25 protein-coding genes are annotated in these 24,049 nt (G+C 62.7%); 8 read left to right on the forward strand and 17 right to left on the reverse strand.

Translation table 11 applies throughout. The features are described 5' to 3' along the window. Positions 1-54: 54 nt before the first annotated feature. The 9 genes from LVY71_RS16390 to flgB all read right to left on the reverse strand — a co-directional run bounded on the left by LVY71_RS16390 (position 55) and on the right by flgB (position 8,131). A complete protein-coding gene (locus LVY71_RS16390) occupies positions 55-714 on the reverse strand; it encodes a lectin (RefSeq protein WP_235100910.1) in 660 nt (219 codons plus the stop codon). A 163-nt stretch (positions 715-877) separates the two neighbouring features. Further along, positions 878-1,858: a Tim44 domain-containing protein gene (locus LVY71_RS16395; protein ID WP_235100911.1), complete on the reverse strand. Its 981-nt coding sequence runs from the start codon at positions 1,856-1,858 to the stop codon at positions 878-880. 178 nt (positions 1,859-2,036) lie between these two features. Further along, the gene (cckA, locus tag LVY71_RS16400; RefSeq protein ID WP_235100912.1) at positions 2,037-4,598 is read right to left on the reverse strand and encodes a cell cycle histidine kinase CckA; all 2,562 of its coding nucleotides are present in this window, start codon (positions 4,596-4,598) and stop codon (positions 2,037-2,039) included. Positions 4,599-4,712: 114 nt separating this feature from the next. Further along, positions 4,713-5,786: a flagellar biosynthesis protein FlhB gene (gene flhB / locus LVY71_RS16405; protein WP_235100913.1), complete on the reverse strand. Its 1,074-nt coding sequence runs from the start codon at positions 5,784-5,786 to the stop codon at positions 4,713-4,715. A 9-nt stretch (positions 5,787-5,795) separates the two neighbouring features. After that, positions 5,796-6,566 (reverse strand): flagellar biosynthetic protein FliR, encoded by a 771-nt coding sequence (gene fliR / locus LVY71_RS16410; protein WP_235100914.1) that lies wholly within the window; start codon positions 6,564-6,566, stop codon positions 5,796-5,798. A 59-nt stretch (positions 6,567-6,625) separates the two neighbouring features. Further along, on the reverse strand, positions 6,626-6,889 hold the full coding sequence (gene fliQ / locus LVY71_RS16415) for a flagellar biosynthesis protein FliQ (RefSeq protein ID WP_235100915.1): 264 nt from the start codon (positions 6,887-6,889) through the stop codon (positions 6,626-6,628). 41 nt (positions 6,890-6,930) lie between these two features. Then, entirely contained in the window at positions 6,931-7,251 is a 321-nt protein-coding gene (gene fliE, locus LVY71_RS16420; RefSeq protein ID WP_235100916.1) for a flagellar hook-basal body complex protein FliE, read from the reverse strand. A 16-nt stretch (positions 7,252-7,267) separates the two neighbouring features. Next, on the reverse strand, positions 7,268-7,690 hold the full coding sequence (flgC, locus tag LVY71_RS16425) for a flagellar basal body rod protein FlgC (RefSeq protein ID WP_235100917.1): 423 nt from the start codon (positions 7,688-7,690) through the stop codon (positions 7,268-7,270). A gap of 30 nt (positions 7,691-7,720) precedes the next feature. Continuing rightward, positions 7,721-8,131, reverse strand: coding sequence for a flagellar basal body rod protein FlgB (flgB, locus tag LVY71_RS16430; protein ID WP_235100918.1), 411 nt, complete (start codon positions 8,129-8,131; stop codon positions 7,721-7,723). Between the two features lie 327 nt (positions 8,132-8,458). Between flgB and LVY71_RS16435 the strand changes: the two genes are divergently transcribed. Continuing rightward, a complete protein-coding gene (locus LVY71_RS16435) occupies positions 8,459-9,421 on the forward strand; it encodes a flagellar biosynthetic protein FliO (protein ID WP_235100919.1) in 963 nt (320 codons plus the stop codon). Further along, positions 9,418-10,176: a flagellar type III secretion system pore protein FliP gene (gene fliP, locus LVY71_RS16440; RefSeq protein ID WP_235100920.1), complete on the forward strand. Its 759-nt coding sequence runs from the start codon at positions 9,418-9,420 to the stop codon at positions 10,174-10,176. The genes LVY71_RS16435 and fliP overlap by 4 nt, the downstream gene beginning before the upstream one ends. A 5-nt stretch (positions 10,177-10,181) precedes the next feature. Here fliP and LVY71_RS16445 read toward each other — a convergent pair whose 3' ends face one another. The 5 genes from LVY71_RS16445 to fliL all read right to left on the reverse strand — a co-directional run bounded on the left by LVY71_RS16445 (position 10,182) and on the right by fliL (position 16,957). Beyond that, entirely contained in the window at positions 10,182-13,787 is a 3,606-nt protein-coding gene (locus LVY71_RS16445) for a tetratricopeptide repeat protein (RefSeq protein ID WP_235100921.1), read from the reverse strand. A gap of 214 nt (positions 13,788-14,001) precedes the next feature. Further along, complete coding sequence (locus LVY71_RS16450; RefSeq protein WP_235100922.1) at positions 14,002-14,763, reverse strand: MotE family protein; 762 nt, start codon at positions 14,761-14,763, stop codon at positions 14,002-14,004. Continuing rightward, entirely contained in the window at positions 14,760-15,248 is a 489-nt protein-coding gene (locus LVY71_RS16455; RefSeq protein ID WP_235100923.1) for a DUF6468 domain-containing protein, read from the reverse strand. Before LVY71_RS16455 ends, LVY71_RS16450 begins: the two co-directional genes overlap by 4 nt. Continuing rightward, positions 15,245-16,450 carry a flagellar motor switch protein FliM gene (gene fliM / locus LVY71_RS16460; RefSeq protein ID WP_235100924.1) on the reverse strand — a complete coding sequence of 402 codons (1,206 nt, stop codon included), beginning with the start codon at positions 16,448-16,450 and terminating at the stop codon, positions 15,245-15,247. The genes LVY71_RS16455 and fliM overlap by 4 nt, the downstream gene beginning before the upstream one ends. A gap of 18 nt (positions 16,451-16,468) precedes the next feature. Beyond that, positions 16,469-16,957 carry a flagellar basal body-associated protein FliL gene (gene fliL, locus LVY71_RS16465; protein WP_235100925.1) on the reverse strand — a complete coding sequence of 163 codons (489 nt, stop codon included), beginning with the start codon at positions 16,955-16,957 and terminating at the stop codon, positions 16,469-16,471. Between the two features lie 366 nt (positions 16,958-17,323). Here fliL and flgF point away from each other — a divergent pair, with 366 nt between their 5' ends. The 6 genes from flgF to LVY71_RS16495 all read left to right on the forward strand — a co-directional run bounded on the left by flgF (position 17,324) and on the right by LVY71_RS16495 (position 22,485). Further along, the gene (flgF, locus tag LVY71_RS16470) at positions 17,324-18,091 is read left to right on the forward strand and encodes a flagellar basal-body rod protein FlgF (protein ID WP_235100926.1); all 768 of its coding nucleotides are present in this window, start codon (positions 17,324-17,326) and stop codon (positions 18,089-18,091) included. Between the two features lie 12 nt (positions 18,092-18,103). Next, on the forward strand, positions 18,104-18,892 hold the full coding sequence (gene flgG, locus LVY71_RS16475) for a flagellar basal-body rod protein FlgG (RefSeq protein WP_235100927.1): 789 nt from the start codon (positions 18,104-18,106) through the stop codon (positions 18,890-18,892). 11 nt (positions 18,893-18,903) lie between these two features. Continuing rightward, positions 18,904-19,935, forward strand: coding sequence for a flagellar basal body P-ring formation chaperone FlgA (gene flgA, locus LVY71_RS16480; RefSeq protein WP_235100928.1), 1,032 nt, complete (start codon positions 18,904-18,906; stop codon positions 19,933-19,935). A 5-nt stretch (positions 19,936-19,940) separates the two neighbouring features. Beyond that, positions 19,941-20,699, forward strand: a complete 759-nt coding sequence (flgH, locus tag LVY71_RS16485) for a flagellar basal body L-ring protein FlgH (RefSeq protein ID WP_235100929.1) — start codon at positions 19,941-19,943, stop codon at positions 20,697-20,699. A 273-nt stretch (positions 20,700-20,972) separates the two neighbouring features. Beyond that, complete coding sequence (locus LVY71_RS16490) at positions 20,973-22,121, forward strand: GGDEF domain-containing protein (protein ID WP_235100930.1); 1,149 nt, start codon at positions 20,973-20,975, stop codon at positions 22,119-22,121. 136 nt (positions 22,122-22,257) lie between these two features. Continuing rightward, positions 22,258-22,485 carry a hypothetical protein gene (locus LVY71_RS16495; protein WP_235100931.1) on the forward strand — a complete coding sequence of 76 codons (228 nt, stop codon included), beginning with the start codon at positions 22,258-22,260 and terminating at the stop codon, positions 22,483-22,485. Between the two features lie 71 nt (positions 22,486-22,556). Here LVY71_RS16495 and LVY71_RS16500 read toward each other — a convergent pair whose 3' ends face one another. The 3 genes from LVY71_RS16500 to LVY71_RS16510 form a co-directional block, all read right to left on the reverse strand. After that, positions 22,557-22,760: a DUF3551 domain-containing protein gene (locus tag LVY71_RS16500; RefSeq protein WP_235100932.1), complete on the reverse strand. Its 204-nt coding sequence runs from the start codon at positions 22,758-22,760 to the stop codon at positions 22,557-22,559. Positions 22,761-22,903: 143 nt separating this feature from the next. Beyond that, on the reverse strand, positions 22,904-23,269 hold the full coding sequence (gene dksA, locus LVY71_RS16505; protein ID WP_006021432.1) for an RNA polymerase-binding protein DksA: 366 nt from the start codon (positions 23,267-23,269) through the stop codon (positions 22,904-22,906). A 278-nt stretch (positions 23,270-23,547) separates the two neighbouring features. Beyond that, positions 23,548-23,955: a flagellar assembly protein FliX gene (locus LVY71_RS16510; protein WP_235100933.1), complete on the reverse strand. Its 408-nt coding sequence runs from the start codon at positions 23,953-23,955 to the stop codon at positions 23,548-23,550. Positions 23,956-24,049 lie beyond the last annotated feature (94 nt).

Below are 24,049 nucleotides of genomic sequence, written 5' to 3' on the forward strand. Positions count from 1 at the left end.
AACGGTTCGGCGCGGAGATGCTCCGCGCCGCCACGTTAACCCGGCTGGCGTTCGTCAGTTCGATGCAAAACAGTACAGCAGGCCGTCGCCGCCGGTGCTGCGCAGATCGGCCTGCGAGCAGCCGCCGTCCGGCCCGCGCGAACCATGCGAGGAATTCCAGGATTTCGACGGCTCGTCATCGCGCAGCCCGAGCCGGTCGGAGTGACCGACCACCGCGGACCCTTGCGTGCTGCTCGTCCAGTTCCTGCAGGTCTTGTCGTCACCGGCGGCAAAAGCGGTGCCGTCCGGCTGCGAGCCGGTCAGAATGTCATGACGGTTCGGCTGGTCGCCGCGGCCATTGACGACCTCGCCCTTCTCGTTGAGCGCCGACTGCTTGGTCAGCGCGTTGGCGCCGTGAAGGTCGGCGACGTCCTTCGCGACCACGACGCCCTTGGCGTTGGTCCAAGGCCCCTTGCCGATTCGGTCGCGCGCATTGATCGCGGGCTTGCCGTCGGCGGCCTGCGTCGAAAGATACGCGCGCCATGTCTTCGCCCCTGCGCCCGCGGCTTGCGCCAGCGTCTGGCACTGGTTGTCGGCGCCGGCCAGACCGCCCAGATTTCCGCCGTTGCCGATCGGCGTACTGGAGATGAAGAACGTCATGTTGGCCTGCTGGGCGACAACGGGAGCGGCTGCGAGGCAACAAAGCGATACGGCAATTATCGAAACCCGGATCATTCGTCTCTCCCTGTGAGTTTTTTGAACTGTCAGACCTTCATGATCATGCGATCACAGTTCAACACACAACGCCGCGACTTATTCCTGCAGAACCACCGGACAAACGAAAAGGCGCCGCGCAAGCGCGACGCCTTCAATCTTGTCGGACCGGAACCGGAACGCCTCAGGCGTACTGGATGGCCGAGAGTTCCCATCCGCTGCCGGGACGCCGGGTGAATGTCCAGACGTCGGTGACCTCGGTCGGTGTGTCGCTGCCTTCGACGATCTTGCCGGTGGCCTGCTCGACCGTCTTGTCGACCAGCGCATAACGCAGCGCCACTGTCGCATAGTCGGTCGGACCTTCGCGCCAGGCTTCGGCAAGATCGCCCTGCAACAACTTGACGCCGGATACGGTGTTGACCACGCCGCGCTCCTTGTTCGCGTTCAGGTCTTCGGTGAAGTAGGACACCATCTCGGGCGTCGCCAGCGTGTGGAGCTTGGCGATGTCCTGGTTGGACCACGCCGTGTTGACCTCGCCGAGCAAGCGCTCGAACGCATCGTAGTCGTCCGGCTTGATTTCGAGCGGTGCGTCGTTCGAGCCACCACCCAGACCGAAGCCAAAGCCCGAGCGCGCATTGGCGAGCGGGCCCTGATCCTGTGAAGGCGTCGGGCCGGGAACCGCCGAAGCGTTGGCATAGGCCGGTGCGTTAGCCGACGCATTGCGGCGCTGCCACCACGACATGGCAAACCGCACCACCAGATAGATCAAGCCGAGCTGGATGATCAGACCGAAGATCGACGACAGGCTGCCAAGACCGCTGAACAAACCTCCGCCGAACAGCATGCCGAGCAGGCCGGCGCCGAGGAAGCCGGCGGCCAGACCACCGAGCATGCCCATGCCGGGACGGTTGAAGAAGCCACCGCCTGCAGGAGCCGCGGCAGGCGCTTTCGTCCCGGGCTGGGTCATGGAGCGCTCGATCGGCTGCGCCGCATTCGGCGCGGTCCGTGTGGTCGGCGGCGCGGAGAATGTGCGCGTGCCGCGGCTACCGCCGCTGCTCGGCCGAGCGTCCACGGATGACGAGACAGCAATCGCCAGCGGCATCGCCACCGCCGTGACGACGGCCAGCGTCTTGACGATCGCGCTCAGGCGCTTTGGAAAAATCATGTTCGTTCCCTCTTAGCCCTCATTGGGGCGATGATCCCCCGGCAGGGGATGCGCCTCTAACATGGGCACGGGCAGGCGAAAGGGAAGCGCACAGATGCCGCACCGGCTGCGGCGCTCGGTCGCGGGCCGGCAACAGGTGCGCTTGGGCGCCCGTTACCGCTGGTTTATGACGGATTTTTCACGATCCCGCCGACATGGTTTCCTTCACCGCCGCGACGAGCTGGCTCAGCGTGAAGGGTTTGGGCAGGAAGTTGAACTGCTGATTCTCCGGCAGGCTCTTCTCGAAGGCGTCCTCCGCGTAACCGGAAACGAAGATGATCCGCAGGTCCGGATTGCGCTTGCGCATTTCGGTCAGCATCGTGGGACCGTCCATTTCGGGCATCACCACGTCGGAAACCACGAGATCGACCGCGCCCTCTTCGCGCTCCAGCGCCTCAAGAGCTTCGACTCCGTTGCCGGCCTCGATCACCGTATAGCCGCGCGAGCGAAGGCCGCGCGCGTTGAGCGAACGCAATCCGTCTTCATCCTCGACCAGCAGGATGGTGCCGTGGCCGGTGAGGTCCGGGGCTTTCGGCTTTGCGGCGGCAGGGGCTGCGGCCTCGCTGGCGGCGGTGACTTCCGGAACCGCTTCCGCTTCGGGATAGTGACGCGGCAGGAAAATCCGGAATGTGGTGCCGCGATCCGGCACGGAATCGACATAGATGAAGCCGCCGGTCTGCTTGACGATGCCATAGACCGTGGAGAGGCCGAGTCCCGTTCCCTTGCCGACTTCCTTGGTCGAGAAGAACGGCTCGAAAATCTTGTCGACGATATCAGCCGGAATGCCACTGCCGGTATCGGTGACTTCGATCGAGACATAGTCGGCCGCAGGCATGCCCTTGTACTCGGCGCGCTCGACGTCCTTCGCAGAAACGTTGGCGGTGCGGATCGTCAGCTTGCCGCCGTCGGGCATCGCGTCGCGTGCGTTGACCGCAAGATTGACGATGACCTGTTCGAACTGGGACAGGTCGGCTTTCACCGGCCACAGATCGCGGCCATAGACGAACTCGGGCTTCACCTTTTCGCCGACCAGCCGCTTCAACAATACGTTGACGTCGGAGAGCACGTCGCCAATGTCGAGCACCTGCGGCCGCAGCGTCTGCTTTCGCGAGAACGCCAGCAGTTGCCGCACCAGCGCCGCCGCGCGGTTGGCGTTCTGCTTGATCTGCATGATGTCCTGGAACGACGGATCGGTCGGCTTGTGCGCGTTCAGCAGGAAATCGTTCGCCATCATGATGGCGGAGAGCACATTGTTGAAGTCGTGGGCAATGCCGCCGGCGAGCTGGCCGACCGCCTGCATCTTCTGCGACTGCGCGAAGCTGTTCTCCAGCGTGCGCTTTTCGGTGGTTTCGAGCAGATAGACGATGGCAGCTTCCGCATCGCCCGCATTCTGTTCGACGGACGTGACGAAGAACTGGCCCCAGCGCTCCCTGGTGCTGTCCAGCATCGCCTCGACCGGCGGAATGTCGCCCTGCCCGTCCGCAGCCCTGGTGATCGCCGCGACCAGTTCGCCGCGTTCGCGCTCGTTGACTACTGCGAAGATCGATTTGCTGGCGCTGCTCGCGGGCGACAGCGACTGGGTCAGTTTCGCGAAACGGGCATTGGCGCGCACCACGTTGCCCGACTTGTCGACGGTGGCGATCGCCATCGGCGTGTGGTCGAAGAAGCGCATGAAGCGCACCTCGGCCGCGCGTTGCGGATCGCTGTGGTCGTCGCGGGCGCGATTGATGACCAGAGTTCGCGATGCGCCGGGCGCACCGTCCGCGCCGAATGCCAGCTTGTGATAGAGCCGCACCGGCATGGTCTTGCCGTTGCGGATCCGCAGGTCGAGATCGAACACCTCGGTCTTGACCTCGCCCGGCTCGGGCACGATCGACGTCAGGAGCGCGGCCCCGTCGCCCGACATGATGTCCGCGACTTTCAGCCCACCGGAGCCGATTTCCGCGAGATCGTAGTCCAGCCAGTTCGCCAGTGTTGCGTTGACGTAGACCAGTTCGCCGGCCGCGTTGACGGAGAAAAAGCCGCATGGCGCGTGATCGAGATATTCGATCGCGTGCTGCAATTCCTGAAAGACGTCTTCCTGCCGCTCGCGGTCGCGGGTGATGTCCGCGACCGACCACACCGCGAATTTCGACTGGCGCTTCTCGGCGCCGAGCGGACGCACGCGCATGCGCAGCCAGCGGCCATGGGCGTTATCCGCGCCCGCAACCCGGACCTCCTCCTGCTGTCGCTTGCCCTCGCGCGCAGCCTTGAGCAGGCGAAACACCGCCTCGGATACGTCCGGATTGCCGATGAAAACCCGCTCGACCGGACGCACGTCATTGGGACCGGATGCGCCGGTGAGCGCCAGATAGGCCGTGTTGGCATAGACGATGTGACCGCGCGAATCGGTCACCGCGAGGCCGTCGAAGGCATGATCGGCGATCGGGCGCGTGATCGGGTCTTCGGCGAGACGGTCAGCGAACGTGACAATTCCGGCGGCGAAGGCGAACAGCGTGAACAAGCCCACCATCGCCAGCAACGCCAGCAGCACCAGGATGTAGGGCTGGGCCTGACTGCGGCCCAGCGTCATAAAGGCGACCGCCGCGGCGATGATCGCACCGGCCACCAGCAGGACGAGCAGGATGCTGCCGCTGCGCCGGGTCGGCTCATGGGCCGCGGCAAAGGTGGAACGCAGATCGCCGTCCGTGTCGGTTATCATCGCAGCCTGTTGGAAATCGGCTTCATGAGCCTCTGAGTGCCTGAATCGGGCGTCCCGACGCAAGATACATTACGTCCGCGCCGGTAGCTGCGCTAGTGGAGCGGAATTGACACATCAGCCATGGCCCGTAATCCCGCGCCGCAGGCGCATGACGTAACCGATCACCTCGGCGACCGCATGATAGTGCTCCACCGGAATTTCGTCGTCGATCTCGACGCTCGCGTGCAGGGCGCGGGCCAGCGGAACATTCTCGACGATGGGCACGTTACTCGCGGTCGCGATTTCCCTGATCTTGAGCGCCATCAGATCCACGCCCTTGGCGACGCAGATCGGCGCGGGCATGCCGCGCTCATATTTCAGTGCGACCGCATAGTGAGTCGGGTTGGTGATGATGACCGAGGCGGTGGGAACCGCCGCCATCATGCGCTTCTTCATGCGCGCGTGCCGGATCTGCCGGATGCGGCCCTTGATATGTGGATCGCCTTCGGACTGCTTGTATTCCTCCTTGATCTCGTGAAGCGACATCTTCTGCCGCTCGAACCACTGCCGGTACTGGAACAGGTAATCGAGCGTGGCAACCACGGCCAGCATCGCGACCACCGTCCCCATCAATTGCACCGAGATCGTCTTGGTCGCCGCCAGCAGCGACATCGGATCGAACCGGATCATCGCATCCAGACGATGCCGTTCGGGCCACAGCACCAGCACCATGACGGTGCCGAGCGCGATCACCTTGAACAGTCCTTTCAGGAAGTTTGCGCCCGCCTGCTTGCCGAACAGCCGCGCGAAGCCGGCCGCGGGGGAAATCTTGCTGAATTTCGGGCTTAAGGGCTCGGTCGAAAACACCAGCCGGTGCTGGATCAGGTTGCTGCCGACGCCGGCGATCAGCAGCAGCAGCAGCGGAACGCCGAGAACCCCGACCAGCATCAGTTCAAGCTGCACCGTCAGCGACAGCAGGCCCGGTCCGTCGACGCGAATCTGATGCATATTCATCAGCAGGTTGCGCATCGGCGTCTCGATGCCGGCGCTGATCGATCCTGAGAACGACGACAGCAGCAGTGTTGAAGCCGCGATCACAAACCAGGTGCTGACCTCCTGGCTCTTGACGACGTCGCCCTTCTCCAGCGCGTCGTCGAGACGTTTTTGCGTTGGGTCTTGTGTTTTGGACTCTTTATCCTCGTCGGACATGCGCCGCCCTCAGCTCCGTGGTGCGAGCTGGTGCATGACACCGCCGAAGTAGTCGAGATAGGTGCCCATCATGGTGGCGATGACGAGGGCGAGAATCAGGAAGCCGCCGAGGATCGAGAGCGGCACGCCAACGAAATAAACCTGCATCTGCGGCATCAGCCGTGCCAGCACGCCGAGTCCCAGGTTGAACACCAGACCGAACACGATGAACGGCGCAGACAGCTGGACGCCGATCTTGAACGCGGTGCTGAATGCGCGGGTTGCCAGCGCCGCGACGTCGCCACTCGACATCAGTTCACCCGGCGAGAAGGCCTTATAACTCTCGTTCAGCGCCGCGATCACCAGATGATGCATGTCGGTAGCGAACAGCAGCGCCAGCCCGAGCATGGTCAGAAAGTTGCCGATCAGCGCGCCTTGCTGACCCTGCGTGGGGTCGATCGTTGTGACGAAACCCAGGCCGAGTTGCTGGGCGATCACCGATCCCGCGACTGCCAGCGCCGAGAGCGTCACGCGGGCGGTGGCGCCGAGCACCACGCCTATGATGATCTCGTGAATCATCAGAACCAGCAGCGGCGCAATCGACGTCATGCTGACCTGATAGTCGTTGCGGTGCAGCGGCAGGATGATGAGCGTCAGCGCCAGCGCGATCGCAAGCCGGACCCGGACCGGGATATTGGCTTCGCCGAATCCGGGGAGCAGCATCACCATCGCACCAATGCGGGCAAATACCAGCATGAACGTCGCGGCCAGCGCCGGGAGCAGCGAGATATCGACACGCATGAAAGACTTGCCTCTGGAAGACCTGTGCCGCTCCGGACCATCAAGCCTTCGATCATGCGCTAGCCGCCGATGATTCGCGACGAGATCCGCAGCATCTGGCTGTTCAGCGCATCAGCCATATAAGGCAGCGCAAGCACCAGCGTGACGAAAATCGCGAGGATTTTCGGCACGAATACCAGCGTCTGCTCCTGGATCTGCGTGAGCGCCTGAATCAGCGAGATCACGACGCCGACCACCAGGCCGACCACGAGCAGCGGCGACGACACCTTGACGATGGTCCAGATCGCATCGCGCGAGACGTCGAGAACTTCAGCACCAGTCATATTTACCCCCGCCCGCAGGCCTGTCGTCACAATTCGGAAAATCAGATCGGCATCCGCATGATGTCTTCGTAGGACTGGATCACGCGATCGCGCACCGACACCAGCGTCGAGACCGCGACGTCGGTCTCGGCCACGGCAGTGACAACGTCCATGACGTTGGCCTTGCCCTGCGCCATCGCGACGGTCTGCGCGTCGGACTTGCGGCCCGCGTCCATCACGCTGCCCAGTGTCTCCTTGAGCACCTCGCCGAAAGACGGTCCATTTGCGTCTCCCGGCTTTCCAAGTCCGGCTCCACCTCCCGCGGATTCCATGATTTTCGCAAGGCTTGCATAGGCGTTGGCGGCGACAGTCGGCGAAGCCATTGTTCAGGTCTCCTTGTCAGGCCTTGAGAATGTCGAGGGTGCGCTGGATCATGCGGCGCGTGGCGGAAATGATGTTGAGGTTGGCTTCGTAGGACCGCTGCGCCTCGCGCATGTCGGTCATTTCGACCAGCGAATTCACGTTGGGATATTTGACGTTGCCGTTGGCGTCGGCCACCGGATTGCCCGGGTCGTGCTTGACGCGGAAATCCGAATTGTCCGGCTTGATCTTGCCGAGGCTCACCACCCGCGCATCGAGGGTGCGATCCAGTTCCGAGGAAAACGTCGGCACCTTGCGGCGATAGGGATCTCCGCCCGCGGTCTTCGCCGTGGAATCCGCGTTGGCGATGTTTTCCGAAATCACCCGCATCCGGCCTGCCTGCGCGCGCAGGCCGGACGTTGCGATGCTCATCGAACGGAGAAAATCGTTGCCGTCACTCATGAGTTAGTTCCTTGTTCCGCTCATGCGTTCTCAGCGCTTCCCGATCGCGGTTTTCAGCAGCCCAAGGCTCCGACTGTAGAGCGAGGTCGCCGCCGCGTAGTCCATCTGGTTGGCCGATACTTTCAGCATCTCATCCTCGAGATTGACCGCATTGCCCGCTGGTCGCGTCTCGTAGCCGCCACGATTGCTTGAGTTGAAGGTTTCGCTGACGCCGGCCCCCTGGATATGCCCGGTGCTGGTGCGCATCATTGCGAGAGACGGCATGGCGCCGGTGACCGGCCGGTTCCCGCTGGTATCAAACTTGGGTTCCACCAGATCACGCGGTTTGAAGTTCGGAGTGTCCGAATGCGAAATGTTCTCCGCAAGAACGCGCTGGCGCTCCTGATGCCACTGCATCTTGGTGCGAAGCGCGGACAACATAGGAAGATCAGTGATCGCCATCGGCCTGCTCCGCCCTGAGACCCGAAGCGACGCCTCAGGTAGGCAGAATTTGCCGTGCGTATGGTTAATAAGTGGTTAAGAAACCGCCCGGCCTATTTTCGCCACGAATGGCCTTCAACCGGGCAAGTCATTGAAGTCCCGGCACAAGAACTATTTTTGGCCCCGGTACTTTATAATAAGATGGAAGCCCTCCGGCGGCAGCAATTGCCGTCAGGAATTAACACATAGCACGCGCTTCACGCTCCAATCGTCCCGGGTTGCTTGTTTCGCGGCGGGTAGCCAGCGAATCTGGCATAGACTAAGAGTGTGGTTTGACGGGGACAGCACATGCCGCAAACGCTTTGGTTTTTCATCGCTTTCGTAATTGTTCTGGCGTTGATCGGACTGGCGACATGGCTGGTCCGCCGGTTCGGCGGAAGCGCTCTGGGCAACAGTTCCGGCCGGGGGCGGATGCCCCGGCTCGCCGTGATCGATGCCGCGGCGGTCGATGGCCGTCGCAGGCTGGTGCTGGTTCGGCGCGACAATGTTGAACATCTGTTGATGATCGGCGGCCCCACCGACGTGGTGGTGGAGCCCAACATCGTGCGCAGCGTTCCCCAGCGCGACCAACTTCAGCGCTCGCCAGCCGGAACCGAATTGCCGCCACGGCTGGCACCGGATGCGGGATGGTCCGACGCCGATACACCGCAGATCGACCCGTTTGAGCATCGGGAGCCCCCGGCACCGGAACTACCGCGCCCGGCGCGCGCGCCTTATTCCGAGGACGGACGCCGTCCCGTTCCTCCGCTGCCTGACCGGCACGCCGCCGACTCGATGGCGAGTTTTACGCCGGAGCCGATGATACGGCCGCAGACACCGGCACGGTCTGATGCGGGTCTGCGTTCCGATCCACCGCGCGCCATCCCGCGCAGCGAACGAGCCGAACCGACGCCTCCCCGGATGCCCCGTCCGAGCGACATCGCCTCCAAGGCGCCGCCTCTGCCGCCCCGCCCCCCGGCTCGTCCGCCCGAACCCAGCTTGTCATCGGCGGATCAAAACCTCGCGGATATGGCCCAGCGGCTCGAAGCCGCCCTGCGCCGGCCCGCCGGCGAGACCCCGGAAACGCGCGCACCTTCGATCGGCCCCGTTGAACGCCCCGGCGCGCCCCCCGTCGTTCCCGAACCGCCGGCGCGGCCAGCGCCGCGGGCCGCAACCCCGCCGGCTCCGCCGCCGCCCGCCTCGACCACCGCGTTCGAGAATCTCGAAGACGAGATGGCCAACCTGCTCGGCCGTCCGAAGCCTCCCGCGTGAGCCCGCTAAAACGCCCGCGTAGAGTTTTATTTTTTGCCAGCCTTGTCGCCGCCGCCGGATTTCTGATCGATCCGGCGAGCGCGCAGGATATCAGCATCAATCTTGGCGCCGGCAACGGCGGCGTCACCGAGCGCGCGATCCAGTTGATCGCACTGCTCACGGTGCTGTCGATCGCACCGTCGATCCTGATCATGATGACGTCGTTCACACGCATCGTCGTCGTGCTGTCGCTGCTGCGCACAGCGCTCGGCACCGCCACCGCGCCGCCGAACTCGGTCATCATCGCACTGGCGCTGTTCCTGACCGGCTTCGTGATGGGGCCGGTGCTGCAGAAGGCCTATGACGACGGCATCAAGCCGCTGGTCGCCAATCAGATCACAGTCGAGCAGGCCTTCGAGCGCGGCGTCGTGCCGCTGCGCGGCTTCATGCAGAAGAACGTCCGCGAGAAAGATCTGAAGCTGTTCATGGACCTCTCCGGCGAGCCGCCTGCGGCATCGCCCGAACAGATGTCGCTGCGCATCCTGGTGCCGGCCTTCATGATCTCGGAACTGAAGCGCGCATTCGAGATTGGCTTCCTGCTGTTTCTGCCATTCCTCATCATCGACCTCGTGGTGGCGTCAGTCCTGATGTCGATGGGCATGATGATGCTGCCGCCGGTGGTGGTCTCGCTGCCGTTCAAGCTGATCTTTTTCGTGCTGGTGGACGGCTGGTCGCTGGTGGCGGGCAGTCTGGTGCAAAGCTACGGCGGCGGATAACCGCGCTAGCGTTTCGCAGTCACCGGCCGCAATCCCTTGATCGCGGGCAATGCGCCCGTCGGATTCGGATCGGTCTTGATTTCCGGCGGCAACTTGGCGCGGGCCATCGCATCGGGGAACCGCGTCTTCATTTCACGCAGGAAGCCGTCGAGCGTATCGATGGTCGCCGCCATCTTCGCGATCATGGCAAGATCGGCGCTGTTCGCCGCCGCTGGCTTCGATGCCAGATCAAAGGCGGCACGGTCTGGGCCGCCGTCCATCTTCGCATCGTATTTCTCCCGGAAACGCGCAAGGCCGATGGCATCCTCGGCCAGCGCATATCCAATCGCGGCGCGAATGACATCACTCTTTTCGGCGGCCGACAGCGGCTGGAAATCGCGCCAGCGATCGCCGTAGAGGAGTTCGAGCTGCTCAGCAGATTCGCGCCAGCGCCGCGACGCCCAGTAAATATCCGAGCGCAGCCGGATCGCCTCACGGCCTGCAACATTCGATACGATATCGAGCGCGAGATCGTGGCGGCCGATGTCGCTCTGCGCCCGCGCTTCGAGCAGCAGACGCTGCTGGCGAATCTCGCCGGCCAGATCCGCAATGCGGGTGCTGCGCAGCGCCGCGATGGCGCGCTCGGGTTTGCGGTTCATCAGATAGACCATCGCAAGCCTTGAGGCGACTTGGGCACGCGCCGAACCGTCGATCCGGTGATCAATCTGGTATTGTAGCAGCTCGCCCGCCTGATCGAGCAGATCGACCGCGACCAGACGATCCGCCAGACGCCGGATCATTTCATCGCCGCGGCGGCCGATCGGCGTGAGGTCGCGAAACTCGTAGAACATCGCGAGCGCCTCAACGGGCGGAAGATCGTCGCCCTTCGAGCCGTTGAAGATCTGTTCGAACAGCGCCGATGCGTCGTCCTGCATCCTGCGGGACGCCTCCGAGTTCGGCTGCAGGCCGGTGGCAACACGCGCCGCCGCGAACGCTTCCTGATAGCGCCCTCTCGCCGCGTAAATCCGGCTCAGCATGTCCAGCGTCCGCACCTCGATGCCGTCGCCCCGCCACATCACTGAGAGGGTTTCGAGGTCGCGCAGGGCGTCGTCCTCGGTGATCTCGTCACGCTTCTGGCGCAACGCGATCTCGCGAAGCTGCGCTTCGACAGCCGCAGGACGATCCTCGGAAGCCGCGGCCGCACGATAAGCGGCCAGCGCATCCAGTTCGCGGCCCAGCGCTTCGGCCATTCGCCCGCGCAGCAAGGCAATCGACCCCACCTGGTCAGGCCCTACGCCCACCATGTCGAGGTCGTTGCTCCGCATCGCCGCGCCCGGATAATCCCTCACCTCCAGCGAGGCGCGAAACGCATCCGCAATCACGATCCGCTGCAAATCGAGCGGCAAGGCAGTGATGGCAAATTCGACGTTCTTGAACTTCTCGCGTGCATCCGTCCATTTCTGCTGCCGCGCGTAGGCCAGTGCCTTCCAGAGTTGCGAATCGATGTTGGCCGTGACGACAGGGTTGGCGAGATCGGTGACGGCAACTTCCGGACGTCCCGCCAGTGTGCTGGCGACTGCATGCAGGATGAGGGACGACGATTCCTCCTCGCCCGGCTTCAACTCCGAGAAAAGGAGGTCCAGGATGCCCTTCGCCTCGGGATACAGTCCCCGCGCGAGATAGAAGCGCGCAAGGTTCACATGGGCGGGCTGCCGGGACAGGCCGGTTGCGAGCGCCGCCGCCGTCATCAGCTTGTTGCGCGTGGCCATGAAGTCCGACGTCTGGAATCCACGCCAGTCGGTGACATCGAAAATCGGACGGATCGCAGCGGAAGCGCGCTCCGGCGCGGTCATGGCTGTGGACAATGTCAGGCCGCCGGGGCGAGTGACTGTCAGGGTTTCCAACACGATACCGGCGGTCACATCATCCGATTTCGGCTGGATGACGACGCCGTGGATCGATTCAAGCAGCGAGAACTCCACGAAATCCTGCCGCTTGATGAATCCCCGCACCGGACCGCCGGCTGTCGCCACCAGCAAAGAATCGCCCGCGTCGGGATCGGTTAGGCGGTGAAGTTGTCCTGGCTTCACAAGGGTAACGCTGACACTGGCGCGGCCGGGGTCGGCCATGTCTCGCGTGGCGGCCAGCGGCTGCGATGGCGACAGCGCCTTGTCGGCAAGAACGAGAGTCCACCCAAGCTCGCTGCCGGTCAGCGTGGCGAGTTGCGGACGGTTCAAGCGTATGCGAAGCGCGCGGCCCTGCGGCAGATCGACCGCCACGGTGTCGGCGACGATCCGGCCGCCTTCGCGCCGGATGGCGCCGGCGTCAATCGCCTGATCGGTGTCGAACACCAGCCAGATCGAGTCGGAGCGCCGAAATACGGCGGCAGGCGTCGGCCCGGTGAATGGAAAGGCCAGGCGAAAATCGTCGCTGGTGAGTCTCGCCTCGACGACGATCCCCGGTGCAGGGCTAGCCGGAGGAGCGTTGGGTGGCGTCGCTTTCGTCGGTGTTGGAGGCGATGGCGGCGGAGCCGGAGTTGCAGGTGGCGGGACTCCCGCGACGGCAGCCGGTTTCGGGGCCGGCACAGCAACGGCTGCAACCTCCGGCTTGGCGCTCGCGGCATCGGCTTTCTCGTCCGGAACCGTGGCGGGCGTCTTCACGTCGGCCTGGATGTCGGGCTTGACCACCAGCGCGGCCTCCCGCGCGATCTGTTCGGAGGTCGGCGGCGAGATCTCACTGGCCTTGTCGCCGGGCGTTGTGCCGGCCTGCGGCGCTTTTGCAGGCGCCGGATTGCCGGTTTGCGGCGCCTGTGGCTGATCGAACACGATGTCGACGATGTAGTTCTTTTCCTCGCGGAATGCGCGGACGTCCACTTCGCCGATCAGCGCAATATCGACACGTGACGTATCGCCCTCCAGCTTCTGGTTGATCGACTGGATGTTCGCGGGCATCGCGATCTTCGCGTCGGCGAGATCGAAGGTCAGCCCCGAGGTGAACGACAGCGCAAACTTTTCCCCGTTGAGCGACGACGAGACATTCACGCCATCCGGCATTTCAAAAACGAACCGGACGAAAGTGGGCTGCGTCAATGCCCGCACCCGGACCGGCGGCCGCTTGGCTGCCTCGGCCGTCATCCGCTGAACACGCAGGGCGCGCTCTGCCGCAAGCGCGCGCTCGGATAGCTCCTTCACCACCTCGGCGGGCAATGCCGGAGGAAGCCCGACCCATTTGTCAGGGAGCAGATCGATGAAGACGCGCTCGCCGGCCGTCATCATGTTGACGCGAACTTTTTGCGCCAGCGCCATGCGGATCGCCGTGCCGTCGGGGTCGCGGCGCACCGGCCCGACATAGGCCGGGACCGAATCCGCCAGCAGGTCGGTCGGTACATCGACCGGCTTCTTGAACTGGATCACCAGGATAGCTCCAGCGACCGTTACCTCGGTCGGGACGTCTTCCTGGAATCTCAGAACCAGGCGGGCGTAGCCGGATTGCGCCGTCAGGGTGGCTTCGCCCTTGACCGGATCGGCATGGGCAGATCCCGCGACCATGGAAAAACAGAACAGGACACTCGCAAGCGCGCGCACCGACGGCCACAGACCATGACCAAGCCAGCCCGCGAAAGAGCGGGCCATTAACCCGGACGTCCGGGTGGCCTTGAACATGCGGGAGGCCTTGCAGAACATTCCCAAAATCTCTCTCGAAAGCGTCTTTCTCGAAGGCGTCTTTCTTGCCGGGTCTCTCGCTTGCGACGAATTTCGCAGGTTCGTTTCCGGATCGGCCAAAGTGGTTCTGATGCGCGATTTCGAATCTAGAATTCGCCTGTTAAGGAGCTGTTAATCACATGCCTCAGTTACGGATCGGCGCCTGCGCCCTGCCCTCGATCTTGGGCAGATCGCTCGCGGATGACGATTTATCGCCGCCGGCGCGACGCGCCATCTCGACCGTCAACCGTTCAGCGGCTTCCGGCTGCATCTGTCCCATGATGTCGGACATCTTGCGTGGCGCGATCTGCGAGGCGATCTCGAACAGCACCGACAATTCGAGCCGGTCGAAGACCTTGGCGGCATCCTTCGGCTTCATGGCCTCATACATCGTAACCAGCCCCTTGAAGCGCGCCGCCTCCACCTCATTCTTCTGCTGACTGGCGACGGAGATGCGCGCCTCCGTCGCCTTCATTTCCTCGATCCGGCCCTCGATCCGCTTCTCTGCGGATTTCATCAGGCTTTCGCGGATGTCGATTTCGCGCGCGCGGGTTTCGATTTCCTGCCGCCGCGACTGCAGGCGCTCGAGCACCGCGCGTTCCGATGCCGTGATGGGACGGCTGGGATCGGGATAGACTACCGTTCCGTCGGGAATCGGCGCGACTTCGGGAGCCGCGACAACCGGCTCCTTCTTGGCCTCCACCGAGCCCGTGACGTCCGTATCGAGCATCTTGCCGGGAGCGGGAAAGTTGAACGTCTCCTGCGCCCATGACTTCGGCGGAGGAGGACCATCGTTGAGGATGTATCCCCCCTCAAGAAGCAGCCCCGATACTTTGAGTACGACCAGACAGCAGATCGCAATCAGAAGGATCGGGACAATCCGAATGTCACGCAGAATGGCTTTCATGCAGCGAGACCAGTGGCCTTTCGCCGTTCCGAGAAGGCCTGCGCGGCGGCAAGCAAGGCCTTCGCGCTTGTTTTCGGCGCCGCGGCGGCGGCAGGCGGCTCTGCTTCAGCGGCAGCAGGAGCCGCTTCAGGATTGGCCGCAGGCGAAGAATTGGATGGGCGCGCGGCAAGCGCGATCTGCGACAGCCGATTCAGGACTTGTTCGCCTGCCGTCACCTGTTTGGACAGCTTGGCGGACAATGCCGCTCCCATGGTGAGCTGGGAGCCGAGATTTTCGTCGCACTCCCGCACCGTGACCTTCAATCCGCCGATGGCGCGTTCGGCGATTTCCGTGGCCGAGATCAGTTCGGCAATGATGCCGCGCATCGACTGCTCGTCGGCCTTGAGCCGCTTCAGGCGCTTGTTCAACAGCGCGCAGTATCCGATCGTCAGCAGCAGCAGAACAGCAACCAGGCTCTCGATCACAAGTCCGAATAGATGACTCATTGTGCCTCCATCAGTTTGGTTTGCTCATCTTGCTTCTCGAACATCGCGTAAGATGTATGCGGCTTGCGCAGCGGTTTGGTGACGCGGATGGCGACACGGTCACCGACGCGCCCCATCCGTCCCTCGCTCAGGGGAACGTCGCCGCAGCGCACCGTGACCAGCGCATCGGGACGCACATTCAGCGGCAGGGTGTCGCCGACCTTCAGGCTCATCAGTTGCTTGAGCGGGATATGGGCCTCGTAGAGCACCGCATCGACGGCGATCTCGGCCTGCGCGATCTCGGTTGCCAGATGGCCTTCCCAGATAGGATCGCGGCCGAACTTTTCACCCATGAACATCTGCAACAGCACGTTGCGGATCGGCTCAATGGTGGCGTAAGGCAGCAGAAGTTCGATATTGCCGCCGCGATCTTCCATATCGATGCGCAGGCGCACGAGGATGGCGGCGTTGGCCGGGCGGCTGATGGCGGCAAAGCGCGGATTGGTTTCCAGCCGGTCGATGCTGAACGTCACCGGCGAGAGCGGCCGGAACGCCTGCTCGGCATCCGCCAGCACAACCTCGACGAGGCGTTTCACCAGATTCGTTTCGATGGTCGTGTAGGGCCGGCCTTCGATCCGCAGCGCAGGCTGGCCGCGGCGGCCCCCGAGCAGCACGTCGATGATCGAATAGATCAGGCTCGAATCGACCGTGAACAGGCCGAAGTTCTCCCACTCCTCCGCTTTGAACACCGACAGCACGCAAGGCAGCGGGATCGAATTGAGATAGTCGCCGAACCGCACCGACGTGATCCGATCGAGCGAGACTTCGACGTTGTCCGAGGTAAAGTTGCGTAGGCTTGTCGTCATCAGCCGCACCAGGCGATCGAAGACGATTTCGAGCATCGGCAGACGTTCATACGACACCATCGCCGAATCGATGATGGCGCGGATGCCGGAATTCTCGTCGATGTTCAGTTCGCCGTCGCTGAAACCGAGCAGATTGTCGATTTCTTCCTGCGACAAGACGCGTTCGCCGCCGCCCTTGCTGATGTCGATGTTACGGCTGCCGTCGTCGACCATCGCGGCCCACTGTTCGGCCATCGTTTCGGTCAGCGTATTGGCTTCCGCTTCTGCCGCGGCGGCTTCAGGATCTTCGGAGTCCAGCGCGCCTTCCCATTCGGCGGCTAGCGCATCCTGATCGACATCATTATCGCCCGGCGACATGCTTCCAACTTCCGTCCATCACTGGATGATGATTTCCTTGAACAGCACCGCGTTCACCTGATTGGGCGAGATCGCGGCGTTGACGCGGCGCGTCAGTTCCTCCTTCAGACGGAACAGACCGATCGATCCGTTGAGATCGCCGGGACGCAGTTCGCGCATGTAGGTCTGGAACAGATCCATCACGCGCGGCATGGTCGGCTGGATCTGCGCCACCAGCGGCTGATCCTTCACCTCCAGCACGATTCTGACCTTGAGATACTGGACCCGCTCGCCGGGCGTATTCGCGAGGTTGACCAGCACCTCGGGTACATCGAGGAACACCGGCGGCTTCGGCGGCGGCGCAACAGCCTGCTTTTCCTCGCCATGACCGCGCATGAAGAAGAACCAGCCGCCTCCGCCCAGTGTGAGAACCAGCACAAGCGCGCCGCCGATTATAACGAGTTTACGCTTGCCTTTCGGGGCCGCCGCTTCCGCCGCGCCCTCCTCGACCTGATCCTCGTCTGCCATAGCCCCCGCCCGCGTTCTGGGATGGGCTCGATGCTGCCGAACTGGCTTTAAATGACGCGATACAAAGGCCGCCGGCGCGTGAGCGCCCTCTGTTCCGACCGTAGGTGCGCAATGGTTAACGAAATCTTTCTTTTGGCCTCCGGCTAGGAAAATTTTGCCGGGGCAACATGGTCAACAAGAGGTTATTGCCGCCCTCCCGCGCCGCGTAAAAAACAACAACATTTTGAAATTGCTTAAATTTTCTGTTTGGCACGCCCCTCGCATTGTGAAGGGCGAGCCGCAGCTTGGGAGAGCTTCCACGGTTCGCACGATCCGCGTCAGGCTTTGGGAGAGGCAGGCCGCGGTTCAACAAGGGGAGACTGGCCGATGGAGAATACGCTTCTCGTCGCATTATCGCGGCAGATGTCGCTTGAGCGGCAGATCGACGTCATTGCCAACAACGTCGCCAACACCAACACCACCGGTTTCAAGGCCAACAAGTCGCTGTTCGAGGAATACCTGAACACGGGCGCACGCGAAGACAATTTCGCGATGAGCGACCGCCGCGTCAGCTTCGTCCAGGACCGCACCGCCTATCACGACTTCTCACAGGGGCCCCTGGAGAAGACCGGCAATCCGCTCGACGTTTCGGTAGAGGGCAAGGCCTTCTTCGCAGTGCAGACGCCGAACGGCGAACGCTACACCCGCGACGGTTCGTTCCAGATCAATGCCCAGGGTCAACTCGTGACCAACGGCGGCAACATCGTTCAGGGCACCAACGGCCCAATCACGTTTCAGCCCACCGACCGCGAGATCAAGATCTCGGCCGAGGGCACCATCACCGTCCGCGAAGGCATCGTCACCCAGTTCGACTCCATTCGCGGCAAGCTGAAGCTCGTAAAGTTCGGCGATCCGCAGCGGCTGACCAAGGAAGGCGCGAACCTGTATGCGGCGCCGGGCGGCGTCACGGCCCAGCCCGACGTCGCCGCACGGGTCAATCAGGGCTTCGTCGAGAAATCCAACGTCAGCGCGGTCAGTGAGATGACCCGCATGATGGAGGTCATGCGCACCTACCAGTCGGTCGCCTCGCTCATGCAGCAGCAGAGCGACCTTCGCAAAACTGCACTTCAAATGCTCTCCGACGTCCCGGCATAAGGAAACCGATCCATGCGCGCACTCTACACGGCAGCGACCGGAATGGCGGCTCAGGAGCTCAACGTCCAGGTCATATCCAACAACATCGCGAACCTGCGCACCACCGGATACAAGAAGCAGCGCGCGCAGTTCCAGGATCTCATTTACGAACACGTCCAGCGCGTCGGCGCACAGGCATCGGATCAAGGCACCGTTCTTCCGGTCGGCATCGACATCGGCGGCGGCGTCAAGACCGTCGGCACGCCGCGTCTGATGACGCAGGGCACGCTCAATCCAACCGGCGGCGATCTCGACATCGCCATCCGCGGCGAGGGCTATTTCAAGATTCAGATGACCGACGGCACCTACACCTATACTCGCGACGGCTCCTTCACGACCGACGGCACGGGGCGCGTGGTGACGGCGCAGGGCAATCCGGTGCAGCCGACCATCACGATCCCCCAGAATTCGTCGGGCCTCACCGTCAACCCGCAGGGACAGGTGTCGGTCACCCTGCCCGGCTCGACCACACCGACCGTTGTCGGCCAGATCGGCCTGACGCGCTTCATCAACAAGTCGGGCCTGCAATCGATCGGCGACAACCTGTTCACGGACACGCCGGCATCCGGACCGCCGCAGGACGGTCTCGCCAACGCCGACGGCTTCGGCGACATGCAGCAGCGCAATCTCGAACAGGCCAACGTCGAAGTGGTTTCGGAAATTTCCGACCTGATCGCCGCCCAGCGCGCCTACGAAATGAACGCAAAGGTCGTCAGCGCCGCCGACCAGATGATGCAATCCACCACCGGCATGTTCCGTTGAGGGAGGGAATAATGGTGCGCTCAATCCTCATCGCCGCAACCCTTGCTGCCGGAATGCATGGCGCGGCGTTTGCGCAGTCGGCGCAGGACGAACTGTCCAGCCCCGTACTGCGCGCCAGCGTCACCGTCAGCAGCGATGTCGTGCGGATCGGCGACCTTATCGACAATGCAGGCACCGCCGCGCAGATCGCCGTCTTCCGCGCGCCGGATCTCGGCACGACGGGTTCGCTCCCCGTGTCTCAACTGCTCTCCGCGCTGCGCGCGCACCAGGTGATCGGCGTCGACACTCGCGATCTCCGCGAAGTATCCGTCACACGCTCGTCGCGGCTGCTGGTGTCGAAAGACATCGAACTTCAGGTCGCCCGCGTGCTGGAGCGTCGCAACGGTCTGGGCGATGCCGCCAACATCTCGGTCACATTCGAGCGCGATCTGCGTGAACTGCAACTCGACTCCGCCCATACCGGCGACATGCGCGCCGCCGTCGTGCGTTACGATCCGCGCAACGGCCGCTTCGACATCACGTTCGAGATCGCCAACGACGTCACCTATTCGCCCACCAAGCTGCGCTTCACCGGAACAGCGGTGGAAACGGTGGAAGCCGCAGTGCTCGTCCGCAGCGTCGAACGCAATGAAATCCTGAAAGCATCCGACGTTATCGTTGAACGCCGGCCAAAGGCCGAAGTTGGCAACGAGGTGGTGCTTCGTGAGCGCACGGTCGGCATGCAGGTTCGCAAGCAGATGCGCGCCGGGCAGGCGCTGAAGGCCGCCGATCTCGGCAAGCCGGATCTCGTGTCGCGCGACCAGGCCGTCACGCTGATCTACGAGGTGCCCGGCCTCTATCTCACCGGCCGCGGCAAGGCCGTCGACAGCGGCACCGAGGGCGATGTGGTCAACGTCGTCAACCTGCAATCGAAACGCACCGTGCAAGGCATCGTCGTTGGTCCCGGCCAGGTATCGATCATGGCCCCGATCTCCCGCCTCACCACCGCCGCTCTCGCTCCCGCCGCAACGCCAGCCGCCCCCGAATCCAGAAAAGCCGAGTAACAGTCATGTCGAAGTCTATCGTGTTCAATCGCATCGTGATCGTCGGCAGTCTGCTGGCGCTCGGCAGCCTGGCCAGCGGATGTTCGTCGCTCGATCGCCTCGCGGCTATCGGCGAAAAGCCCAAGCTGTCGGCGATCGACAATCCGACGACGCAGGCTGGCTACAAGCCCGTCTCGATGCCGATGCCCGCGCCGCAACCGGCTTCATTCAATCCGAACTCGCTGTGGCGGAACGGCTCGCGCGCCTTCTTCAAGGACCAGCGCGCACACCAGATCGGCGACATTCTCACGGTCACCGTCAACATCACCGACAAAGCCAACATCGCCAACGAGACCCAGCGCAGCCGCGCGAACAAGGAAGATTCCAGCATCACCAATTTCTTCGGCATCACCAAGGTGCCGCTCACCAATGCCGCGATCCCTCCCGGCAAGCTGCTGACGACGGATTCCACCTCGTCCAGCGACGGCAAGGGTTCGGTCAACCGGCAGGAAGCCTTGCAAACCAACGTCGCCGCCGTGGTCACGCAATTGCTGCCTAACGGCAATCTCGTGGTCGAGGGCAAGCAGGAGGTCCGCGTCAACTTCGAAGTCCGCGAACTGATCGTCGCGGGCATCGTGCGGCCGGAAGACATCCAGAGCGACAACACCATCGACTCCAGCAAGATCGCGCAGGCGCGTATCGCTTATGGCGGACGCGGCCAGATCACCGACGTACAGCAGGCCCGTTACGGTCAGCAGGCTTTCGACATCCTGCTTCCATTCTGATCACACCCGCAAGAGACGGTTCCAACCGTCTTTCTCCCAGCTCCCACATCGGGCCGCGAACCTAGGCGCAGCTTGATGTTCCAAGGACACGGCCTCCGTCAGCTCCCCTGACCGAGGCCGTGTTCGTTCCCGGATGATAAAATTCGAGATTGTTCATCCGGAATTCGACCCAGTAACCATTTGATCACCCTGGGAAGCGAATGACGGTGCTGTCGTTGGTTAGGTAACCGTCGTTGACGTATGAAGACGCCGAACCCTTCCGGTGCCCGCAGCATGCTTTTCGATCAGTTATCCTTTCTGGTGGCCATCGGATTTTCCGGCGCTTCGCTCGGCATTACCTTGTTCGTGATGTGGTCGGTCGGTCGATCCGAAACCCATCTGCTGAACTGGTCAGCCGGACTTGCGCTTCTGGTGGCCGGCGTTGCTTTTTTCAGCACCGTCGTCGAGCGCTACGATGCAGGCTTTCTGCTCGCCTCCTTCCTGCTTTTGATCGCAGGTTTCGGCCTGGTCAATGCGGGTTGCGCGAAGTTTTGCACTGGCCGGACCGACTGGACCTTGACCGCTGCATCCGTCGCGATCGGCATTTTCATGACGTCCGGAGCTTTCGCGCTGGGTTATTCCGGCATTGGAACCATGATCGGAAATCTGGCGATTGGGGCTCTTCTCCTTCTCAGCGCGCGTTATTACTGGTTCGCGCGCGCCGAATCTCCGACCCTGATGACAGTGAATGCGTCGCTTTTCGCCCTCACGGCGGTGTCCTTCATCGCATGCGGCTACGCGCTTGCTCATCAGGGGCAGATCATTCTGACCTCGCGCCCGGCAAACTGGGCCGAGGAAATCAATTCCATCATGGTAATCGCCGCGCTGACCGGTATCGGCACGCTCTCCCTCACTCTCAATCAGATCCGGATCGCGAACCGCCACAAGTCGGACGCGATGAAAGATGCCCTGACCGGTCTTCTCAACCGGCGCGCCCTGTTCGACAGCGATATGGATATTGCGCCGATGGGCACGGCGGTCGTGATGATGGATCTGGACTACTTCAAGAAGATCAACGATCGCTTCGGGCACGATTCGGGCGACCAGATATTGAAGGCCTTCGCCGAGCTGATACGCGCGAACATTCGCTCGAACGATCTTGCCGCGCGGATGGGAGGCGAGGAGTTCTGCATTATCATGCCGGACTCGAGCCCGAAATCCGCAGCCGCTGTCGCGGATCGCATCAGATCGCAGATCGAGGTGACGATCGTGCAGACGGCGAACGGACCTATTCGCGCAACGGTCAGCGCGGGAATCGCCGTTCGCTCTGCGGAGCCGGAAACACTCCGGTCGCTGCTTAACAGAGCGGACGCCGCTCTTTATGAAGCGAAAGCGTCCGGCCGCAACCGCGTTCAGATCTCCGGTTTCAGCCTTGCGGCCTAACTTAAAGCTCCCGCGAAACCAGTGGTTTCGCGCAAGCGGATCAAGCTGAACACCCGTTCATAAAAATGTCCGCATCATGCGCGGAACGTTTGTTACCCGCTTCTGTTCTATCCCCGCTTATCAAAGGAGAGAATGGATGAAAAAGTTTGGTTTTATTGCCGCGGCTGTTGCCGCCCTTGCTTTCGCGGCGCCGATGGCAGCGAGCGCGCAGACAGTTGTTATCAAGTCCGGTGAACGCGGAATGCACCGTCACCACAGCGATTATCGCAACGCGCGCGCCTACATGCATCGCGATCGCGGCTGGCACCGCGGACACCACAAGAAAGTCATCGTGATCAAGCGCGGCCACGGCCATCATCACTAGCGCTGATCAATACGAGAAACGGCCCCGCTGTCGGGGCCGTTTTTTTTGCAGATGTGATTTGAAACCGGCGCCTAACGCCGCGGACCGTAGTTGCGGACGCAAGTTGCCACCGTTCCTGATGCTGCAGCCTGGCACTGCCGATAGCTGCTGTATTTGCAATCGCCGGGACCCGGCGAATTCTTCAGGCAGTATTTTCCGCTCCGCGCCTCCGCGCCACCCGACGCCGCGATGAGAGCGATCGAAAGAGAGGCCGCTGCAATAACAAATTTTTTCATGGTTTCCCTCCGGCTGTTTTGTTTTTGCTAATTCGCGAAAAACGAGCAGGTTCCGAAGCGAAAATAAAAAGCCCGGCGACCTTTCGGTCCCGGGCTCCACTCGATTGACAATTGCGAAAGGGATTTCGCCTAGGCCGTCCGGCCTACTCGTCGCGATAGACCTTCTCACGCTTCTCGTGGCGCTCCTGCGCCTCGACCGACAGCGTAGCGATGGGACGCGCTTCGAGGCGCTTCAGCGAAATCGGCTCGCCGGTTTCCTCGCAATAGCCGTAGGTATTGTCCTCGATCCGCTGCAAGGCAGCATCGATCTTGGAAATGAGCTTGCGTTGACGGTCGCGCGCACGAAGTTCGATGGCGCGATCGGTCTCTGATGACGCACGGTCGGCGAGATCGGGATGATTGACGTTCTCTTCCTGAAGTTGCTGAAGCGTGGTCTTCGATTCCCGAAGGATCTCTTCCTTCCAGTCGAGGAGCTTCCGGCGGAAATACTCCCGCTGGCGCTCGTTCATGAAAGGCTCTTTTTCCGAGGGCCTGTAGTTCTTCAACTTTTCCAAGTGCGGTCCATGTTGACGTGCAAGGCGGGACAGAAACGGCCGCCCGCGCCGCAGCTTATATAGCGGCGGCTTGTGACAAACAATATCGCCTAGCGGCCGGAAATCACCTGCCGGAAGACCCGGAGGAACCGTCCAAATGGACGGGGGACGAGGCCTTTACACAGGAAATTCAGTCATTTCGGGCCTGCCGGCCCGGATTGCCGGTGCGGCGGCGGGATAAATCGGGGGCTGGCTTATTGACCGGCCTTGGCCAGTTCGACTTCCACACGCAGCTCGATTTCGGACAGCACCTGGTCCAGGCCCGGATCGCCCGAGGTCATTTTCAGATCGGCCGCGGCGGTGCGCAGGCGGGCGACGGTGGTCGAATCGAACGATCCGGCCAGCAGCCCGATCTTGAGATCGTCGAGAACATCGAGCGCGGTCCGGCCCCGGGCGACGGATCGCTTGCGGCGCTCGGTAGAATCCTCGACACCCTGCATCGTCAGCAACGCGTCGATACCGCTGGCCGCTCGCGGCGGCGCAGCGGATCGCATCTCGGCCGGTGTGCCGACATCGCCCAGGGAAAAAGAGGTCGAGCCCGACCGCCGCGTGGTGCTCGCCGGCGATGCCAGACTGGTTCCGTTGGGTCCGTAGATTCGCATCGTGCCTATCTCGCGAGACAGCCGGTCGAGGAACCGCTGGCTTCATCTCTCCATCGCCGGAGCGCCCTCACAACCCAAAGTGGCCATTTATGGT

The organism is Bradyrhizobium sp. G127 (genome assembly GCF_021502575.1).
Classification (GTDB): Bacteria; Pseudomonadota; Alphaproteobacteria; order Rhizobiales; family Xanthobacteraceae; genus Afipia.

Bases quoted from the DNA above. Each gene is read 5' to 3' on its own strand.
- LVY71_RS16390 (WP_235100910.1), bottom strand. From the start codon at position 714: ATGATCCGGGTTTCGATAATTGCCGTATCGCTTTGTTGCCTCGCAGCC.
- LVY71_RS16395 (WP_235100911.1), bottom strand. From the start codon at position 1,858: ATGATTTTTCCAAAGCGCCTGAGCGCGATCGTCAAGACGCTGGCCGTC.
- cckA (WP_235100912.1), bottom strand. From the start codon at position 4,598: ATGATAACCGACACGGACGGCGATCTGCGTTCCACCTTTGCCGCGGCC.
- flhB (WP_235100913.1), bottom strand. From the start codon at position 5,786: ATGTCCGACGAGGATAAAGAGTCCAAAACACAAGACCCAACGCAAAAA.
- fliR (WP_235100914.1), bottom strand. From the start codon at position 6,566: ATGCGTGTCGATATCTCGCTGCTCCCGGCGCTGGCCGCGACGTTCATG.
- fliQ (WP_235100915.1), bottom strand. From the start codon at position 6,889: ATGACTGGTGCTGAAGTTCTCGACGTCTCGCGCGATGCGATCTGGACC.
- fliE (WP_235100916.1), bottom strand. From the start codon at position 7,251: ATGGCTTCGCCGACTGTCGCCGCCAACGCCTATGCAAGCCTTGCGAAA.
- flgC (WP_235100917.1), bottom strand. From the start codon at position 7,690: ATGAGTGACGGCAACGATTTTCTCCGTTCGATGAGCATCGCAACGTCC.
- flgB (WP_235100918.1), bottom strand. From the start codon at position 8,131: ATGGCGATCACTGATCTTCCTATGTTGTCCGCGCTTCGCACCAAGATG.
- LVY71_RS16435 (WP_235100919.1), top strand. From the start codon at position 8,459: ATGCCGCAAACGCTTTGGTTTTTCATCGCTTTCGTAATTGTTCTGGCG.
- LVY71_RS16445 (WP_235100921.1), bottom strand. From the start codon at position 13,787: ATGGCCCGCTCTTTCGCGGGCTGGCTTGGTCATGGTCTGTGGCCGTCG.
- LVY71_RS16450 (WP_235100922.1), bottom strand. From the start codon at position 14,763: ATGAAAGCCATTCTGCGTGACATTCGGATTGTCCCGATCCTTCTGATT.
- LVY71_RS16455 (WP_235100923.1), bottom strand. From the start codon at position 15,248: ATGAGTCATCTATTCGGACTTGTGATCGAGAGCCTGGTTGCTGTTCTG.
- fliM (WP_235100924.1), bottom strand. From the start codon at position 16,450: ATGTCGCCGGGCGATAATGATGTCGATCAGGATGCGCTAGCCGCCGAA.
- fliL (WP_235100925.1), bottom strand. From the start codon at position 16,957: ATGGCAGACGAGGATCAGGTCGAGGAGGGCGCGGCGGAAGCGGCGGCC.
- flgF (WP_235100926.1), top strand. From the start codon at position 17,324: ATGGAGAATACGCTTCTCGTCGCATTATCGCGGCAGATGTCGCTTGAG.
- flgG (WP_235100927.1), top strand. From the start codon at position 18,104: ATGCGCGCACTCTACACGGCAGCGACCGGAATGGCGGCTCAGGAGCTC.
- flgA (WP_235100928.1), top strand. From the start codon at position 18,904: ATGGTGCGCTCAATCCTCATCGCCGCAACCCTTGCTGCCGGAATGCAT.
- flgH (WP_235100929.1), top strand. From the start codon at position 19,941: ATGTCGAAGTCTATCGTGTTCAATCGCATCGTGATCGTCGGCAGTCTG.
- LVY71_RS16490 (WP_235100930.1), top strand. From the start codon at position 20,973: ATGCTTTTCGATCAGTTATCCTTTCTGGTGGCCATCGGATTTTCCGGC.
- LVY71_RS16495 (WP_235100931.1), top strand. From the start codon at position 22,258: ATGAAAAAGTTTGGTTTTATTGCCGCGGCTGTTGCCGCCCTTGCTTTC.
- LVY71_RS16500 (WP_235100932.1), bottom strand. From the start codon at position 22,760: ATGAAAAAATTTGTTATTGCAGCGGCCTCTCTTTCGATCGCTCTCATC.
- dksA (WP_006021432.1), bottom strand. From the start codon at position 23,269: ATGAACGAGCGCCAGCGGGAGTATTTCCGCCGGAAGCTCCTCGACTGG.
- LVY71_RS16510 (WP_235100933.1), bottom strand. From the start codon at position 23,955: ATGCGAATCTACGGACCCAACGGAACCAGTCTGGCATCGCCGGCGAGC.